The sequence below is a fragment of the Microbacterium tenebrionis genome (assembly GCF_903645325.1).
Classification (GTDB): Bacteria; Actinomycetota; Actinomycetes; order Actinomycetales; family Microbacteriaceae; genus Microbacterium; species Microbacterium tenebrionis.
Genome location: NZ_CAHJXQ010000005.1, coordinates 39305 through 54530, shown reverse-complemented (window position 1 = coordinate 54530; position 15226 = coordinate 39305). Strand labels below are relative to the sequence as shown.

General features: G+C 70.5%; 15 protein-coding genes and 2 pseudogenes. 6 read left to right on the top strand and 11 right to left on the bottom strand.

Features of this window, described 5'->3' with window-relative positions; translation table 11 throughout:
• Nucleotides 1–78: 78 nt before the first annotated feature.
• The 3 genes from HWX58_RS09125 to HWX58_RS09115 form a co-directional block, all read right to left on the bottom strand.
• Nucleotides 79–828 (bottom strand): ribonuclease H family protein, encoded by a 750-nt coding sequence (locus HWX58_RS09125; RefSeq protein WP_175987183.1) that lies wholly within the window; start codon nucleotides 826–828, stop codon nucleotides 79–81.
• Between the two features lie 30 nt (nucleotides 829–858).
• Nucleotides 859–1185, bottom strand: a complete 327-nt coding sequence (locus tag HWX58_RS09120) for a hypothetical protein (protein ID WP_175987181.1) — start codon at nucleotides 1183–1185, stop codon at nucleotides 859–861.
• Nucleotides 1186–1256: 71 nt separating this feature from the next.
• The gene (locus HWX58_RS09115) at nucleotides 1257–1958 is read right to left on the bottom strand and encodes a hypothetical protein (RefSeq protein ID WP_250646179.1); all 702 of its coding nucleotides are present in this window, start codon (nucleotides 1956–1958) and stop codon (nucleotides 1257–1259) included.
• 127 nt (nucleotides 1959–2085) lie between these two features.
• Here HWX58_RS09115 and HWX58_RS09110 point away from each other — a divergent pair, with 127 nt between their 5' ends.
• Nucleotides 2086–3171: a mechanosensitive ion channel family protein gene (locus HWX58_RS09110; RefSeq protein WP_175987179.1), complete on the top strand. Its 1086-nt coding sequence runs from the start codon at nucleotides 2086–2088 to the stop codon at nucleotides 3169–3171.
• On the opposite strand, the gene HWX58_RS09105 is transcribed toward HWX58_RS09110, so the two are convergent.
• Nucleotides 3116–3493: a protealysin inhibitor emfourin gene (locus HWX58_RS09105; RefSeq protein ID WP_175987177.1), complete on the bottom strand. Its 378-nt coding sequence runs from the start codon at nucleotides 3491–3493 to the stop codon at nucleotides 3116–3118. The two genes, HWX58_RS09110 and HWX58_RS09105, sit on opposite strands and share 56 nt — an antisense overlap.
• Nucleotides 3465–4523, bottom strand: a complete 1059-nt coding sequence (locus HWX58_RS09100) for a M4 family metallopeptidase (RefSeq protein WP_175987175.1) — start codon at nucleotides 4521–4523, stop codon at nucleotides 3465–3467. Before HWX58_RS09100 ends, HWX58_RS09105 begins: the two co-directional genes overlap by 29 nt.
• Before the next feature lie 83 nt (nucleotides 4524–4606).
• Here HWX58_RS09100 and HWX58_RS09095 point away from each other — a divergent pair.
• Nucleotides 4607–6125 (top strand): annotated as a pseudogene (locus HWX58_RS09095) (SDR family NAD(P)-dependent oxidoreductase).
• A gap of 23 nt (nucleotides 6126–6148) precedes the next feature.
• Here HWX58_RS09095 and HWX58_RS09090 read toward each other — a convergent pair.
• The 5 genes from HWX58_RS09090 to HWX58_RS09070 are packed head-to-tail and all read right to left on the bottom strand — an operon-like array spanning nucleotide 6149 to nucleotide 10188.
• Nucleotides 6149–6991, bottom strand: a complete 843-nt coding sequence (locus tag HWX58_RS09090) for a glycosyltransferase family 2 protein (RefSeq protein ID WP_175987173.1) — start codon at nucleotides 6989–6991, stop codon at nucleotides 6149–6151.
• Nucleotides 6988–7719 (bottom strand): glycosyltransferase family 28 protein, encoded by a 732-nt coding sequence (locus HWX58_RS09085; RefSeq protein ID WP_175987171.1) that lies wholly within the window; start codon nucleotides 7717–7719, stop codon nucleotides 6988–6990. The genes HWX58_RS09090 and HWX58_RS09085 overlap by 4 nt, the downstream gene beginning before the upstream one ends.
• On the bottom strand, nucleotides 7716–7997 hold the full coding sequence (locus HWX58_RS09080; protein ID WP_175987169.1) for a hypothetical protein: 282 nt from the start codon (nucleotides 7995–7997) through the stop codon (nucleotides 7716–7718). Before HWX58_RS09080 ends, HWX58_RS09085 begins: the two co-directional genes overlap by 4 nt.
• Complete coding sequence (locus HWX58_RS09075) at nucleotides 7994–9145, bottom strand: glycosyltransferase (protein WP_175987167.1); 1152 nt, start codon at nucleotides 9143–9145, stop codon at nucleotides 7994–7996. Before HWX58_RS09075 ends, HWX58_RS09080 begins: the two co-directional genes overlap by 4 nt.
• Nucleotides 9142–10188 (bottom strand): glycosyltransferase, encoded by a 1047-nt coding sequence (locus HWX58_RS09070; protein WP_284690605.1) that lies wholly within the window; start codon nucleotides 10186–10188, stop codon nucleotides 9142–9144. Before HWX58_RS09070 ends, HWX58_RS09075 begins: the two co-directional genes overlap by 4 nt.
• Before the next feature lie 161 nt (nucleotides 10189–10349).
• On the opposite strand from HWX58_RS09070, the gene HWX58_RS09065 reads away from it, so the two are divergent.
• The 4 genes and pseudogenes from HWX58_RS09065 to HWX58_RS09050 form a co-directional block, all read left to right on the top strand.
• The gene (locus tag HWX58_RS09065; protein WP_175987163.1) at nucleotides 10350–11279 is read left to right on the top strand and encodes a WcbI family polysaccharide biosynthesis putative acetyltransferase; all 930 of its coding nucleotides are present in this window, start codon (nucleotides 10350–10352) and stop codon (nucleotides 11277–11279) included.
• Nucleotides 11276–12247, top strand: coding sequence for a hypothetical protein (locus HWX58_RS09060; protein WP_175987161.1), 972 nt, complete (start codon nucleotides 11276–11278; stop codon nucleotides 12245–12247). The genes HWX58_RS09065 and HWX58_RS09060 overlap by 4 nt, the downstream gene beginning before the upstream one ends.
• Nucleotides 12244–13551 carry a glycosyltransferase gene (locus tag HWX58_RS09055; RefSeq protein ID WP_250646178.1) on the top strand — a complete coding sequence of 436 codons (1308 nt, stop codon included), beginning with the start codon at nucleotides 12244–12246 and terminating at the stop codon, nucleotides 13549–13551. The genes HWX58_RS09060 and HWX58_RS09055 overlap by 4 nt, the downstream gene beginning before the upstream one ends.
• A 19-nt stretch (nucleotides 13552–13570) precedes the next feature.
• A pseudogene (locus HWX58_RS09050) lies at nucleotides 13571–13936 on the top strand (short-chain dehydrogenase); the annotation flags it as partial.
• 110 nt (nucleotides 13937–14046) lie between these two features.
• Here HWX58_RS09050 and HWX58_RS09045 read toward each other — a convergent pair.
• Complete coding sequence (locus HWX58_RS09045) at nucleotides 14047–15222, bottom strand: NAD(P)/FAD-dependent oxidoreductase (protein ID WP_175987156.1); 1176 nt, start codon at nucleotides 15220–15222, stop codon at nucleotides 14047–14049.
• Nucleotides 15223–15226 lie beyond the last annotated feature (4 nt).

Here is a 15226-nt window from a genome sequence, read left to right as displayed (position 1 = left end):
AGGAGCCTACGGCACCAGAGCGCCCGAATCACTGGCGACGGCGCAGTGCCGAACTGCGGGGACGAGTCGAAGCGGAACTCAGATCAGGCGACGCAGCGCCTGCTCGAGCGAGATGCTCTGCGCGACGGCGCGGTCGCGCAGGCGCGCGTGCTCGTCGGGCGTGAGGGTCACGTGCAGATCGATGGCGGATGCCTCGGGGTCTTCGATGGGCTCAGATGCGTCGAGATCGTCGAACAGCGACGACGTCTCGGCCCAGAGCGGCTGCGACGACGGTGCGCGCGACTCTTCGACAGGCTCAGGGGTCGCGACGGGCGCGGGGCTCGCCGGTCCGGTCGCTGAGCCTGTCGAAGCGTCCGAACCGCCACCCATCACGAACCCCGGTCCGCGGTTCGGCTCGCGCTTCGCCTGGTACGCCTTCGCGGCGGCGTTCGCGCGCTCGTCGGCGGCCTCGTTCAGATCGTGGCCCGCATGCCCCTTCACCCACGCGAACTTCACGTCGCGGCCCTGCATTGCGCCGTCCAGCGCCTCCATGAGGTCGCGGTTGAGCACAGGTGCGCCGTCGGCCTTGCGCCATCCGCGGCGCTTCCAGCCCGGCATCCACTTCGTGATCGAGTCGATCACGTACTTGCTGTCGCACATGATCAGCAGCGACTCGTTCGTTCCGGCGGTCGCCCGCAGCAGCTCGAGCACAGCCTGCAGCTCGCCCTGGTTGTTCGTGCCGTGCGGTGATCCGCCCGCCGCCCAGTTGGCGTCGTCGATGTACCAGGCCCAGCCGTTCGGGCCGGGGTTGCCGAGGGCGGAGCCGTCTGCCGCGGCGGTGATCGTCATCCTTCAACCGTAACGGGCGACGGCGCGGCCTCAGGCCCGTCGGAACACGTAGTACCCGACCACGGCGCCGTGATTCACGACGCCCTCGCCCGTGCCCCACATGCGCGCCGAGGTCGTCGCCCCGCTCTCGATGAACGTGAAGCCGCTGGACTCCAGCCGCCACCCGATCTTCTCGACCTCGCCGAGGAAGTAGCCGATGCTCTCGTCGTGCGTCGCGGTGTTGCCTGCCGAGCCGAACGACGATTTCTCGCCGGTGAGCAGACTGACGTCCACGGCGATCTGCAGCAGGCCGTCGCCCCGCTCGTGGGTGTGGTGCGCGAGACCCAGCAGTCTGGATGCCTCGTCGGCAGTGGGCATGGTCAGTCCCCTCGGTCTGTCGTGAATGCATCCTCGCAGATCGTTCCGCACGGGCGCCGGTGCGGAACGGATCAGGGGCGCTCGATCTTCACGACGGTGGTGCGCTGCACGCCCGCATCCGTCGGCGATTCGAAGCGAACGGGCATCCCGGGATGCGCCGTCGCGAACCAGAAGACATCGGGTTCGGCATCCGCCGAGGCGCGCACCTCGTAGCGCAGGCAGTCCACGCTTCCGATCGGCAGCTCCAGGGTCTCGGACGACAGCGTCGTCTGCTCGGCGCGGAACGTCGCATGCCCCTGCAGCTCGCGCCAGGTGACGCGCGAGCTCGTGATCTCGCCCTGGACGATCCCGGTCGGGCCCGAGGTCCATCGCTCCAGCGTCGCGCCCTCATCGTCGAGGTCGCGGAACCGGTTGACGCGGTGAACCGTCGTGCCGTCCGGCTCCTCCACGAGGATGCGGATCGTCTTGCCGCCGCGCGCCGCATCCCGGATCTCGTCGGCGGTGAACGGGGTCGGCAGGAGTCCGGGGCCCAGCACGTGCGGGTCGGGTTCGACGGGATCCTTCGGCGCGGCATCCGATGCCTCGGCGGCGTCGGGCGCCGGCGGTGCGACCGGGAACACGATCGAGGTGTACTGGGCGCCCAGCCCCACCTGCATCGGATCGAGCGCGGGCGCGGCATCCAGAACATCGGCGGCGTCCTGCGACCCGCGCGGTTCACCGGGCAGCGCCGCCCAGGTGCTCTCCTCGTCCTTGCGCTGCGAGAAAAGTCCCATGGCCTCCTTCAGAGATCGGCGATGATGATCTTCTTCATCCCCATCATCTTCGCGTACGCGCCCGACCGCCGCGACGAGGCAAGGGTCTGTTTGCGTCACGGCGGGCACCCGTGTTTATGGTGGAGCGATGATGTCACTCGCAGAACTCGCTCTCGATTGGTCCTCGTGGGTCGGCACTCTCGTCGGCGCCACCGTCGCGGTCGTGCTGGTCTCGGTCGCCGTCATCGTCGTGCGGTTCATCGCCGGGCGTGCGCGCGGACGCTCGGCTTGGATCGGCGATCTCGAACGGCGCATCCGCGTGCCGGCCATGACGCTGGCGCTCGTCGTCGCGTCCTGGATCGTGTGCGCGACGACGGCCCCGGCGGCGCTGTCGTGGTGGGCGGTGCTCGAGCGCATCCTCTTCATCGCCACCGTTCTCGTCGGTGCGTGGCTGCTGTCCACGCTCGTGACGTTCGGCATGGAACGGCTCATGCAGTACGACAGCAGACGCGACGCCACGAGCGCGGAGGCCCGTCGCCGCCAGACGCAGCTGACGGTGCTCAACCGCCTCGTCGTCGTGCTGGTCGGGGTGATCGCCGTCGGCGTCGTGCTGTTCTCGTTCCCGGAGGTGCGGGCGGTGGGCACCAGCATCCTGGCGTCCGCCGGCGTGGTGAGCATCGTCGCGGGACTGGCTGCGCAGTCGACACTCGGCAACCTCATCGCCGGCGTCCAGATCGCTTTCACGGACTCGATCCGCGTGGGCGACGTCGTCGTGGTCGAAGGCGAATGGGGGCGGATCGGCGAGATCAACCTCTCCTATGTCGTCGTCTACATCTGGGATGAGCGCCGGCTGATCCTGCCGTGCACGTACTTCACCTCGCAGCCGGTGGAGAGCTGGACGCGCAGGAGCGACAAGATCCTCGGCACCGTGTTCATGGACCTGGACTGGCGAGTGCCGGTCGATGCCGTCCGCGCGAAGTTCATGGAGATCGTCGAAGGATCCGACGCCTGGGACCGCCGCAAGGCCGGAGTGGTCGTCACCGGCTCCGAGGGCGGTCACGTCACGCTGCGCTTCACGATCTCAGCGAAGGACTCCGACGACCAGTGGGACCTGCGGTGCCTCGTGCGGGAGAAGATCATGACCTGGCTGCAGCAGGAGCACCCTGAGGCGCTGCCGGTCACTCGGGTGATGCTGGATCCTCCCGCGGCGGGATCGGACTCGGCGCGGGTGTAGGCGAGGGCGACGGGCTGTCGGCCTCGCGCACTGCCTCGACGAGCTCCCGCCACGCGCCCTGCAGTTCGGAGTCGGCGAGTTCGCGTTCGCGCACCTGCTGCGGCATCCGCACCTGGATGCTCCACACGTAGCGATCCGCCCCCCGATCCTTGTGTTGCGGCGCGTCCCACGGGCAGCGCTCGATCAGGCCGACCCACACGTCGATCTCGGGCCGGGGCGGCGCGACCGTCCACCGGCGGCTGATGCCGGCGACACCGCCGGATCGGACGACGGCGACGACCAGCCGGTCGTCGTCATCCGGCGCGTCGAGCTCCTTCGGCATCCAGCACTCCCACGGTCGTCCAGGCGTCGCGAACTGCGGCGGTCACCTCTTCACCGTACTCGCGCTCGGCCGCTTCGACAGTGGCGTCCGCGAAAGCGCGGAACGTCGCGGCCTGAGACAGGCCCCCGGTCAGCGCGCGGTACCAGACCGTTCCGGCCCGCTCCCAGGCGTTGCCGCCGAGGGCGCGCGCCGTCAGAGCGAAGGCCCGATTCGGGATGCCGGAGTTGATGTGCACGCCGCCATTGTCCTCGGTCGTCTGCACGAAGTCGCTCATGTGGGCGGGCTGCGGATCCTTGCCGAGCTCGTCGTCGTCGTAGGCGGTGCCCGGTTCGATCATCGACCGCAGCGCCTGCCCCTGCACCTCGTCGGTGAAGATGCCGGCGCCGATCAGCCAGGTCGCCGCATCTGCCGTCTGGCCGAGCGCGAACTGCTCGGTCAGCGCACCGAGCACGTCTGCCATGGACTCGTTCAGAGCACCGGGCTGACCCTGGTACTCGAGGTTCGCGGTGTGCTGGATCACACCGTGCCCGAGCTCGTGACCGATGACGCTGATCGATCGCGTGAACCCCTGGAAGACCTCGCCGTCTCCGTCGCCGAACACCATGCGTTCACCGTCCCAGAACGCGTTGTCGTAGTCGGTGCCGTAGTGCACGGTCGCGTCGAGCCCTATTCCGGCACTGTCGAGGGAGTTGCGCTGGAACGCCGCCAGCAGCATCTCGAACGTCGCACCGAGTCCGTCGAAGGCTTCGTTGACCGAGGCGTCGTCGACGGGCGGGTCGTCCTCGTTGCGGACGACGGCCCCGGGCAGCGTCTCGGTGCCGTTCGCATCGCTGATCGTGCGATTCGGCGCATCCGTCAGCTCGGCGACGAGGTCGCCGTGCTCGTCGATCGACAGGTTCAGGCGGGCACGGAACTGGGGTCTGCCGGCGAGCAGGGTCTGGCGCGCAGCATCCGCGGCCTTCGGGAACCGGCCCGACTGGGCGAGGCGGGCGCGGAGGGATGCCGGAATGATGCCGTGTGCGCTTTCCATGGGGCCGACGATACGCGGGGTCGCCGACAGAGTCACGGCCGCCGCGGGAGCACGCCCTCCCAGGTCGCTCGCGTAGAATCGGCATGGTGACCGATGCCCCCGCCGACAGCCCCGCAGACCTCGGCGACGGCCTCGACCCCGACGACCTCGCCACCACACTCCGGGTGCTCGCATCGCTCGATTCGATGAGCGAGCAGCATCCCGACTACATCGCCGTCCGCCGCGCCACCGGGCGGATGTTCAAGGCCGTCAAGCGCGCCCGCCGCAAGGAGATCCGCGACGCGATCGCCGAGGCCGACAAGGCGGTCGTGGCCAAGACCGCGACCGGCGCCCCGGACCGCATCGACGACGAGACCCGCGGCAACGACCTCGCCTCGAGCGTGGATGCCCCGATCGCCGGCGAGCTGCGGAGGCCCCGCAACTGCTACATCTGCAAGCAGCCGTACACGCTCGTCGACGCGTTCTATCACCAGCTCTGCCCGGACTGCGCCCGCTTCAGCCACGCCAAGCGCAACGCGCGCACCGACCTCTCCGGCCGTCGCGCGCTGCTCACCGGCGGGCGGGCCAAGATCGGCATGCACATCGCGCTGCGTCTGCTCCGCGACGGCGCGCACCTGACGATCACGACGCGCTTCCCGCGGGACGCCGTGCGGCGCTTCTCGTCGCTGCCGGACGCCGCCGACTGGCTGCACCGCCTGCGCATCGTCGGCATCGACCTGCGCGACCCCGCCCAGGTGATCGCACTCGCCGATTCCGTCGCGGCTCAGGGGCCGCTCGACATCCTCATCAACAACGCCGCGCAGACCGTCCGGCGCTCGCCGGGTGCGTACTCGCTGCTGGCGGATGCCGAGATGCAGCCGCTCCCCGACGGGCCCCTGCCCGAGATGGAGACCTTCGGGCACACCGCCGACCCGCACCCGCAGGCGCTCGAGGCGTCTGTGGCGGCGAATCCGCGCTCTCGGCGGCATCCTCGGCGGAACTGTCGCCGAGCAGGGCGGCCAGGCGCTGACGGCGGAGGACCTCGCCCGCCTCGCGATGGCGCCGGGGTCGTCGTCACTCGCGAAGCACGCCGACGGCTCGGCGATCGACGCCGGCGGCCTCGTCCCCGACATCGATCACGTCAACAGCTGGGTGCAGTCGGTCGAGCAGGTCGATCCCCTCGAGATGCTCGAGGTGCAGCTGGCGAACACGACCGCGCCGTTCCTCCTCATCAGCCGGTTGCGGGCATCGATGGAGGCATCGGACGCCCGCCGGAAGTACATCGTGAACGTCTCGGCGATGGAGGGACAGTTCTCGCGCCGGTACAAGGGCCCGGGGCATCCGCACACGAACATGGCCAAGGCCGCGCTGAACATGCTCACGCGCACCAGCGCCGGCGAGATGCTCGAGAAATCCGGCATCCTTATGACCGCCGTCGACACCGGATGGATCACCGACGAGCGCCCGCACCACACCAAGGTGCGTCTGGCGGAGGAGGGCTTCCACGCCCCGCTCGACCTCGTCGACGGCGCCGCGCGCGTGTACGACCCGATCGTGCAGGGCGAGGCCGGCGTCGACCTGTATGGCGTGTTCCTGAAGGACTACAAGCCCAGCCCCTGGTGACCGGACGCGGCAAGAACGCGCCGTCACGGCCCCGGGACGGCAGGGGCGCGCACCGTCCGGCGGTAGCCGCCGTCGTGGGATTCGACCGCGCCCGCTGCGACGAACTCGTCGATCCAGCCGCCCATCGGCCACTCGCCCCACTGCTCGGCGAACAGGGCGCCGTTGCGCAGGATGTCGTCGAGATGACGCCACGGGGGAGTGCCGGCCGGATGCCACTGATGGAACGCATGCGCGCCGCCCACCCAGTGCAGGGGCACGCCCTGCGACCGCGCCCGTCGGCCCAGATCGGTGTCTTCGGCGCCATAGCCCTCGTACCGCTCGTCGAACCCGCCCAGCTGCGCCCAGGTCGCCGGCGTCACCGCGAACGACAGCGACCAGAAGAGGTCGTACTCGTTCGCGTCGGCGGTCGCGACGACGCCGACGGCCGGGTTCGGACGCACGGGATGCGGTCGGACCATCGCCTCGAGCTGTTCGGCGGCTGACGGTCGCTGCACGCTCTCGAGGTAGGTGACCGGACCGCACAGCAGCCCGTTCGGGTGCGAGCGAATCGCTTCAGCGTATCGATCGAGCAGCTGCGGGCCCGGCAGACAGTCCACGTCGAGGAACACGAGCAGATCGACGTCGCGCGAGACAGCGATCTCGGCGGCGGCGTTGCGTCCTGCGCCGACGCGCATCCCATCGCGGCCCGGTGGGACGTGCACGTGAATTACGCCGTCGAACGGTGGCGGGGGCTCGCTGTCGAGCCACGCCTCGATGCGCACCACGTCATGATGGGGCGGCAGCACCTCGCGCAGAAAGCGGCGCTGGCGATGCAGATGTGCGAGGCGGTTGTGCGACGCCGGTGTGATCACGGCGATCCGCGTCATGAGGCGACCTCCTGTATGCCTCGGGCGGCACGCGCAGCGGCGCCGGTGACGCCCCATCCGCTCCAGTCGGGCGGGGAGACCGCTGCCCGCTCCACGAGCTCGACCACCTGTGCGGGAGACGATCCGGCGGGCGCTGTCGAGGCGAGGCCCGCGGCCTGCAGGACTCTGGCCGTGTGCTCCTGCTCGCCGAACGGTCTGTCCTGGGGCAGCACGACCGCGCGCGCGCCCGCGGTCGCGAGATCGGCCACCCCGTTCAGGCCGGCGGCGCTGATCACGACCTTCGCGCGGCAGAGCAGCGGCCACACGTCGGCGACCCGATCGTCGTCACGGGCGCCGGCCGTCTCGACCTCCCAGCCTCGAGCCGTCAGCAGGTCGATCGTCTGCTCGAGTCGTGATTCGTCGAGCGTACGGCTGAGGAACAGCGCCCGACGAGCGGCATCGTCGGCCGTGTGGCGCGACCGCCCGTCGTGCCGCGAGATCCCGCCGACATGACGTACGCGCGCACGGTGATCGGACAGCTCGGACGCATCGAACATGCCCTCCGGCCACGGTGCCACGATCCGATCGGCGAGGGCGTGGCCGAGCCGGTGCGGGCGGTCGGACCGATCGCCGGGTTGCGCGAACACCACGGTGGGAACGCCGAGAAGGCGGACGAATGCGGTGACCTCCACGCTGACGTCGACCACGAACGCCGAAACGGGGTGGCGGGCGATCCAGTCGGCGATCATCGCGAGCCGCGTCTGATGGCCTGGATGCCCGACCGGTGCCCAGTGCAGCGCCCGCCGGCGGTGACATCGCCGAGCTCGTGCGCGGCGCGGACGGCGCCGTCGGCGGTCACCACCGGATCCGCGTCCGCAGGCAGGCGGACCCACGCGGTGTCGTCGCCGAGGTCACCAGGAGCGGGAAGCGACGAGAACACGGTGACCTCGTCGTCGAGATGCGGGCGGATCGCCTGCATCCGCGTGAGATGGCCCCATCCGTGATGGTGCACGTACCAGCCGATCATGCGCCGACCGCCTCCGCGCCTGCGATGAGCGAGTCGACCTCGGCCATACGACTGTGCGCGGCGACGGTGAGCACGCGCTCGACCTCGCGATGACGGCGCGCGAGCGAGTGGCGGGCGGATGCCGCCGCGCGCACGCGATCCCGGAACGCGGGCGACGCCGACCGAGCGGCTAGGGAGAGGGCCGCCTGAGCGAGGGCGCTCACGTCACGGGCGGGCACGACCGTGCATCCGGGCAGCCCCGCCAGCACCTCGCTCGCACCGCCCGCGTCGAACGCGACCACAGGAGTGCCCGTCATCAGCGCCTCGGCCAGCACCAGGCCGAATGGCTCCGACCAGACCGGGGTGACCAGCGCGACCGACGACGCTCCGACGAGAGCGCAAAGCTCGGGTTGGCGCAGCGGCCCGACGTACTCCACGCCGTCGCCGAGAAGAGGCTCGACCTCACGGGTGAAGTACCGCTGGTCGCCGATCCGGCCGGCGATCCGCAGGCGCGCGCCTGCGAGCCGGGCTGCGCGGATGGCCAGATGGGGAGCCTTCTCGGGCACGATCCGACCGAACCACACCCACTGCTCGCCGCCGCGTCCTCGTCGCCACTCGCTGCTGTCGACACCGTTGGGGAAGACGAAGGCGTCGACTCCCTCGTCGGACCACGCTCGTGCCGTGTACTGGCTGACGGCGAGGAAGCGGTGCGGCGCCGTCGGCGGCAGGGAGCGCGCCGCATGCACCATGTCGGGGAGGGGCGGCGTGTGCAGGGTCGTGACGACTGGGATGCCCGCGTCGCGGCTCCACAGGATCGGATCGCCGTGCAGGCTGTGGTTGTCGACCACATCGACGCCGTCGACCGGGTCAGTCAGCCGGCGGCGCACCCGGGCGAAGGCATCCGCGATCCGTCCTCGGTGCCCCGCCGGGTTCTCCGAATCGGAGGTCTCATCGATGCAACGCCAGCGAGGGCTGGGCAGCTGCAGGTCGGCGCCCGATCCGAGGAAGTCGGATCCGGCGGCGGCGCACAGCTCGACGTCGTGTCCGCGACGCTTCAGCCACCGCACACGATTCCACACGACCGCCTCCAGTCCGCCCGCGTGCGGCTGTCGCAGGGGATGTCGTTCGGGAGCGACGACGAGCACGCGAAGGCGCTGCGCGGCACTCACGCCTGAATTCCCGCGGCGGCATGTGTCCGAACGCCTGCCACGGCATCCGAGTAGAGGCGGGCGTGCGCCGCCCGAATCGCGCGTCGCTGCTGCTGGCGCTCGGCGCGGCGGTTCGCCAGGTGCGTCGCCCTCGGCGAGGACGACGCCGGCGAGCGGTGGACCCACATCACCGCGGCGGCCAGCGTGCGGGGGTCGTCCAGATCGATGACGCAGAACTCGGACGGATGCTGCGACCGGATGTGGCCCACGTCGGTTCCCGCCACCGGCACCCCCAGGTCGTAGCAGAGCTCCACCCAGCCCGAGTGCGTCCCGTGCCGATAGGGAAGAACGAACAGGTCCAGCCCCCGGAGCCACTCCTCGATCTCCGCGTCGCTGAGATAGGGGGTCCTGCGCATTCGCACAGCGGCATGCCCGTCGGCGGCGTCGATCACCCGCTCCGCTGCACGGTCATCGCGTACCCGGTCGTTCATCAGCACCTCGATCTCGACCGCCTGGCCCGCTGCCTCGAGCAGCCCGGCCGCCCGCGCGGCTGCGCGCACCGCGCCCTCTGCGTCGATGTTCGGACGCAGGTCGCGCAGCGCGATGCCGACCCGAACGGTGCCTGCCCTGCTCACCCGGCTGTCCGCGGCGGTCTGCTCGAGCAGTGTCGGGTGGGCGAGCACCGTGCTGGCACGACGCCACCGGCGCTCGATCTCCGCCGCCGCGGAGGGCGTGAGCGTGATGAGGTGATCGGCCGCCGGGACGATCACATTGAGCAGCTCGCGATAGGGCTCCTGGTCGACGATCTGGGGATTGTCGAGGTCGTGCACCGTGAACACCACGGGCCGGCCCGCGAGGCGTGCCGCGTCGAGTCCTGCGCGCAACTCGTCAGGGGTGAACGACTCGAGCCCGAAGTGCACATGCAGCAGGTCGTACTCGGCGGCGTTCTCGCTGAGCCACTGTCCGGTCATCGCGATCGGCGGCCACCACTGCTCGGGGGGTGCGTCCGGCACGGGCGGGTCGCTCAGGAGAGTGACGCGCCGGGGATCGGTGATGGCGCGCACGTACGGGTGCGCGGCAGGGACGGAGGCGACGCGGATGCGCGCAGAGGTTGTGGCGATGGATTCCTCCTCGTTCAGACGGGCGTTGCGCGCGTACCGAAGTGATGGATCTCGGGAAAAGCAACGGGGTGAGACGAAGAGATCCACAGGTATACGTTCGAAGCATGAACCCCAACTCGCCCGACGTCACGACCGTTGCGCCCGTCGAGCCGGCGGTGCTAGGACGTCGAAGGCACTACGGCGAATTCTACGCGATCACCCCCCTGCCCGACAGCTTCGGAGTCGTGCTGGGAAACTGCCAGGCCGAGTCGTTGCGATTGGTGATGGATGCCGAGGATCGTCGGTTCATCCGGGTTCCGCCGGTGCACGAGATGTCGGCCGACGATGCGCGACGCCTGCACGAGGTGGTGGCCGCGGCCCACACGGTCGTCACGCAGCCGGTGCGCGACGACTATCACGACCTTCCGCTCGGCACGCGCCAGGTGGCTGCTGCGACCGCAGCCAGGGTGCTCACGGTGCCGCCCGTGCGGTTCGCGGGGCTGCATCCGTTCCAGGCCGCGATCCGCGTTCCGGGCGTCGATGAGGATCCACCGCTCGTGGCGTACCACGACGTGCGCACGCTCGCGGCGGCCGCGGGGCTGCCGGTTGCGTCTGCGCTGACACCGGATGCGGTGCGGGCCATCGGCCGGGCCTCGGTCGAAGTCCTGCGTGAGCGTGAGCGATCGACCCACATTCCGGTGTCCGACCTCTTCGAGGCCGTGTCGGGCGACCACATGCGCACCGTGAACCACCCCGGCAACGCGGTCTGGCTGCCGCTGGGTGCCCGCATCCTCGACGCGCTGGGGGCGGCGGAGGGACCCGTCGACCCGGGGCGCCCGCTGCTCGACTCGGTGCGCGCACCACTTGCTCCCGAGGTGATCGAGGCCTGGGCGCTGAGCGACGAGCCGCAGGAGCAGTGGATCGTCGAGGGGAGGCCCGTGAGCGACGCGGCGGTGCGCGAGGCGCACCTCGCCTGGTACGCCGAGCATCCCGGGTTCGTCGCCGCGGCGACCGCTCGGCTCGCGCCGCTCCTCACCGACTGGCGTGCGGCATGACCGGTGCGCCGCTGCTGCTCGTGCACCTTGGTGATCACGGCGTCGCGGTCTATGCCCGCGGCATGGCGGATGCCATTCGAGACGTCACCGAGGCGCACACCGTCGACGCCGCCGGACTCGCTCGACTGCCCGCCGGCACCGACGTGCACGCGCATTTCACCGATCGGCTCTGGGGTGCGTCGCCCGAGCAGGCATCCCGCACGTTCGCCGAGCTCGCATCGCGCCTGCGAGTGAGCGTCACCCTGCACGACGTGCCCCAGGCATCCGACGGTGAGCTGAATCGGCCTCGCCGTCGCGCGGCGTACGCCCGCGTCGCGGCGGCTGCGAGCGCAGTGGTCGTGAACAGTGAGCACGAGCGCGAACTGCTGCGCGAGGAGGACGTCTGGTCCGGGGCGGCCGAGGTCATCCCGCTGCCGGTGGAACTGGAGAAGGACGCCGGGCGGGGGCGACCCGACGGGTCAGTCGGGGTGCTCGGGTTCTTCTATCCGGGCAAGGGCCACGACGAGGCGGCGGACGCCGCGGCTGCCGCGGGGATCGGCGCGCTCACGGTGCTGGGACGCGCGTCTGACGGGCACGCGGCCGAGCTCGAGGCCTTCGTGCGGCGCTCGGCCGCCATCGGCGTCGAGGTCGACGTGACCGGATGGCTGGACGACGCCGAGATCGCTCGTCGCGGGCGCGCGGTGAGCGTGCCGGTGATCGCGCACCGGCACATCTCGGCATCCGGATCGCTCGCCTCGTGGATCGGCTGGGGCCGGCGCCCGGTGGCCGTGCGCAACCGCTACGTCGACGAGATGGCCGCGCTGCGCCCCGGCACGCTCACACCCGTCGGCGAGAGCGACCTGGTCGGTGCGCTGCGTCATGCACGTGCGAATCCTGACGCGACCTGGCACGGGCTCACGTGTCTGCCCTTGTCACGCGCTGAGGCGGCACAGGGGTATGTCCGCCTGTGGGCCGGGAGGGCCTCGTGACAGCGGGGTGGGTCGTCGGGAATCGATGGGACTCGCTCGACGGCATCCACCCGGATCCGCTTCCCGCCGTGTCGGTGATCGTCGCACACTACGACCAGCCGGGGCAGCTCGCCCGCACCCTGCGTGCGCTCGCCGCACAGGACTATCCGCAGGAGCTGCTGCAGGTCATCGTCGCCGATGACGGCTCGCCCGGCGGGCTCGACGTGCCCGACGGGGTGACGCTCGTGCGGCAGGAGGATCGCGGGTTCCGTCTGGCAGCGGTCCGCAACCTCGGAGTGCGGGCGAGCAGCGGCGAGGTGCTGTGCTTCCTCGACGCCGACACCGCGCCCGAACCCGGCTACGTGCGGGCGTTGAGCAGGCTCCCCGCGCTCCTGCCCGAGGCGGTGGTCGTCGGTCGTCGCCGCCACGCGGACCTCTCGGCGGTCGCGCCCGACGTGCCGATCGTCGAAGCGGCGGCGGGTCGGGAGCTGCCGGAACCCGAGTGGCTCGCCGAGGAGTATGCCCGCAGCGGGGATCTGCTCGACTCCGACGACCGCTCCTACCGATTCATGATCGGCGCCGTGATCGCCTGCTCGCGACGCATGTTCGATGAGGTCGGCGGCTTCGACGAGACATTCACGTCGTACGGGGGTGAGGACTGGGAGTGGGCGCACCGCATGTGGCAGGCCGGTGCGGTGTTCGCGCACATCGCGGGTGCGGTAGCCTGGCACGATGGTCCCGAGTGGGCCGATCGGGACGGGTCGGGCATCGACCGCGCGAACGCGCAGACGCTGCGCCTGCAGTCGAGCATTCCGGTTCCCGGGTCGTCTCCGCGGGCGCTGTGGCCCGGTGCGGCCGACCTTGTCGTGCAGGTGCAGGGTGAGCACCCGCCGGCAGCGCTCTTCATCATGGCCGACTCGCTGTTCGCCGCGTTTCCCCGAGCCAGGCTGATGCTCGACGTCGTGCCCGATGCGCTCGCCGACGACCCGCGGGTCGTGGATGCCCGTGACGCCCGGCGCCCTGTGGACTCCCGGGTGCTGTGGGAGATGCGCCGACCCGTCGTCGTGCTCGATCCGGACTGGCTCGTCGACCTCGTCCACGGCCTCGGCACGGGAGATCTGGGCGCTGTCGACCTCGTCGACGGCGATGGCGCACCCATCGGAAGGCTGCGCTCGCGACGCGCGACGCGACGTGCCGACCGCTGGGGGCACGACGATGCGTTCCGGACGCGGCGGACGACGGCGGTGGGAACTCACGTGCTGCGGACCGATCCTCGGGTCGAGGCCTGGGTCGGCGGGTGGGGTGGTGTGGAGGCGTTCTGCTGACGGGTGCGCGGTCTCGAGCCGGTCGGCCTCGCGGCATCCGACGAGGCCGGCGAGGCGGTCGTCACTGCGACGGGAGTCGACCGGCTCTAGCTGCGGTGGGCGCTCGCCCGCCGGCGGAACGATTCGACGCCGGCGGGCTCGTCCCCGACATCGATCACATCAACAGCTGGGTGCAGTCGGTCGAGCAGGTCGATCCGCTCGAGATGCTCGAGAAATCCGGCATCCTCATGACCACCGTCGACACCGGATGGATCACCGACGAGCGCCCGCACCACTCGACCTCGTCGACGGCGCCGCCCGCGTGTACGACCCGATCGTGCAGGGCGAGGCCGGCGTCGACCTGCACGGCGTGTTCCTGAAGGACTACAAGCCCAGCCCTTGGTGAGTTCCGCCGCCGGTAGTGAACGACACTTCGGAGGTCGACACGCTGGATTTCGGACCGAATCGGCCGAAGCATCCGACGAGTGGCGTGTCGACCCCAGAGCGTGCCGGGGCTCAGGCCTCCGCTACGGGTGACCAGGCATCGGTTCCCACCGTGGCTGGAAGTGCCTGGTCGTTGAACCGTTCGAAGCGGAACGCCTCCAGCACGGGGGACGGCTCGCCGGTCATCACCTCGTCCGCGGCGAGCTCGCCGAGTACGAGGCCCAGCGTCGCCCCCGAATGGGTGAACAGTGCGTACAGCCCGGCGACTCCGGGCACGGGACCCGCTACCGGGTCGCCGTCACCGGGGATGGGCTTCCATCCGGCGCCCACGTGCGACGCCGTCAGAGTCGGCCTGCCCGTCAGCACCTTCGAGGCTTCGTCGAGCAGCCCGTGAACCGACTCGTCGGGAACCTCGATGGTGCCGTCGTCGCCGACCACGATCGATTCCTCCGCCCATGCCGCATCCAGCACCAGGCGGTTGTCGGGTGTCGGGCGCACCGCCACTCGAGGCGTGTTCAGCACGGTCTTCATGGTGAAGTCCACCGGATCGGTGAACAGGACGAATGCGGCGGGCGAAGCATCGGGAACGGTGACGCCGAGTGCGGCCAGCTGCGCCGGAACCGCGGGTCCCGTCGCGAGGACGACGTGATCCGCTGCGACCGCGGACCCGTCGCCGAGGATGACGCCGACCGTTTTGTCTTCGTTCACGTCGACGCGGACCTCGCCGGCGTTCTCGATGACGGTGGCGCCAGCGTCTTTCGCCTCCGCAACCAGCACGGCGATGATGTCGGGCAGGCTCACCCATCCTTCGCCAGGGTTGAAGATCGCACCCTCGTCGGCGATCGCGGCGGCGTCGACACCGGGCGCGAGCCGCTCGACGTCGTCCCTGTCGATCCAGAGCGAGTCGTAGCCCACCGATCGCTCGAACTGGAATGTCCGGCGGAAGCTGTCCTCAGGGCCGGCCCACTTCAGCGCCCCGTCGAAGCGGAGATAGGCGTTGCTGTCCGCGTGCCTCGCCGCCCACGTGCGGTACCGGTCGATGGCCAGCAGCCGTAGGTAGTGGTAGCTGGAGGAGCGGTCTCCGGACGAATTGAGCCACGCGATCGAACGACCGGAGGCGCCGTCGGCGAGCGAGCCCTGGGTGACGAGGGTCACATCGGCGCCTGCGCGAGCGAGATGGGCTGTGGTCGATGCGCCGAGGATGCCCCCGCCGATGACGATGACCTTCTTCGAACCGTTTGCTGACATCTTG

Bases quoted from the DNA above. Each gene is read 5' to 3' on its own strand.
- HWX58_RS09105 (WP_175987177.1), bottom strand. From the start codon at position 3,493: ATGCCGAAGGAGCTCGACGCGCCGGATGACGACGACCGGCTGGTCGTC.
- HWX58_RS09080 (WP_175987169.1), bottom strand. From the start codon at position 7,997: ATGATCGGCTGGTACGTGCACCATCACGGATGGGGCCATCTCACGCGG.
- HWX58_RS09065 (WP_175987163.1), top strand. From the start codon at position 10,350: ATGAACCCCAACTCGCCCGACGTCACGACCGTTGCGCCCGTCGAGCCG.
- HWX58_RS09045 (WP_175987156.1), bottom strand. From the start codon at position 15,222: ATGTCAGCAAACGGTTCGAAGAAGGTCATCGTCATCGGCGGGGGCATC.
- HWX58_RS09120 (WP_175987181.1), bottom strand. From the start codon at position 1,185: ATGCCCACTGCCGACGAGGCATCCAGACTGCTGGGTCTCGCGCACCAC.
- HWX58_RS09090 (WP_175987173.1), bottom strand. From the start codon at position 6,991: ATGACGCGGATCGCCGTGATCACACCGGCGTCGCACAACCGCCTCGCA.
- HWX58_RS09085 (WP_175987171.1), bottom strand. From the start codon at position 7,719: ATGATCGCCGACTGGATCGCCCGCCACCCCGTTTCGGCGTTCGTGGTC.
- HWX58_RS09100 (WP_175987175.1), bottom strand. From the start codon at position 4,523: ATGGAAAGCGCACACGGCATCATTCCGGCATCCCTCCGCGCCCGCCTC.
- HWX58_RS09060 (WP_175987161.1), top strand. From the start codon at position 11,276: ATGACCGGTGCGCCGCTGCTGCTCGTGCACCTTGGTGATCACGGCGTC.
- HWX58_RS09110 (WP_175987179.1), top strand. From the start codon at position 2,086: ATGATGTCACTCGCAGAACTCGCTCTCGATTGGTCCTCGTGGGTCGGC.
- HWX58_RS09125 (WP_175987183.1), bottom strand. From the start codon at position 828: ATGACGATCACCGCCGCGGCAGACGGCTCCGCCCTCGGCAACCCCGGC.
- HWX58_RS09115 (WP_250646179.1), bottom strand. From the start codon at position 1,958: ATGGGACTTTTCTCGCAGCGCAAGGACGAGGAGAGCACCTGGGCGGCG.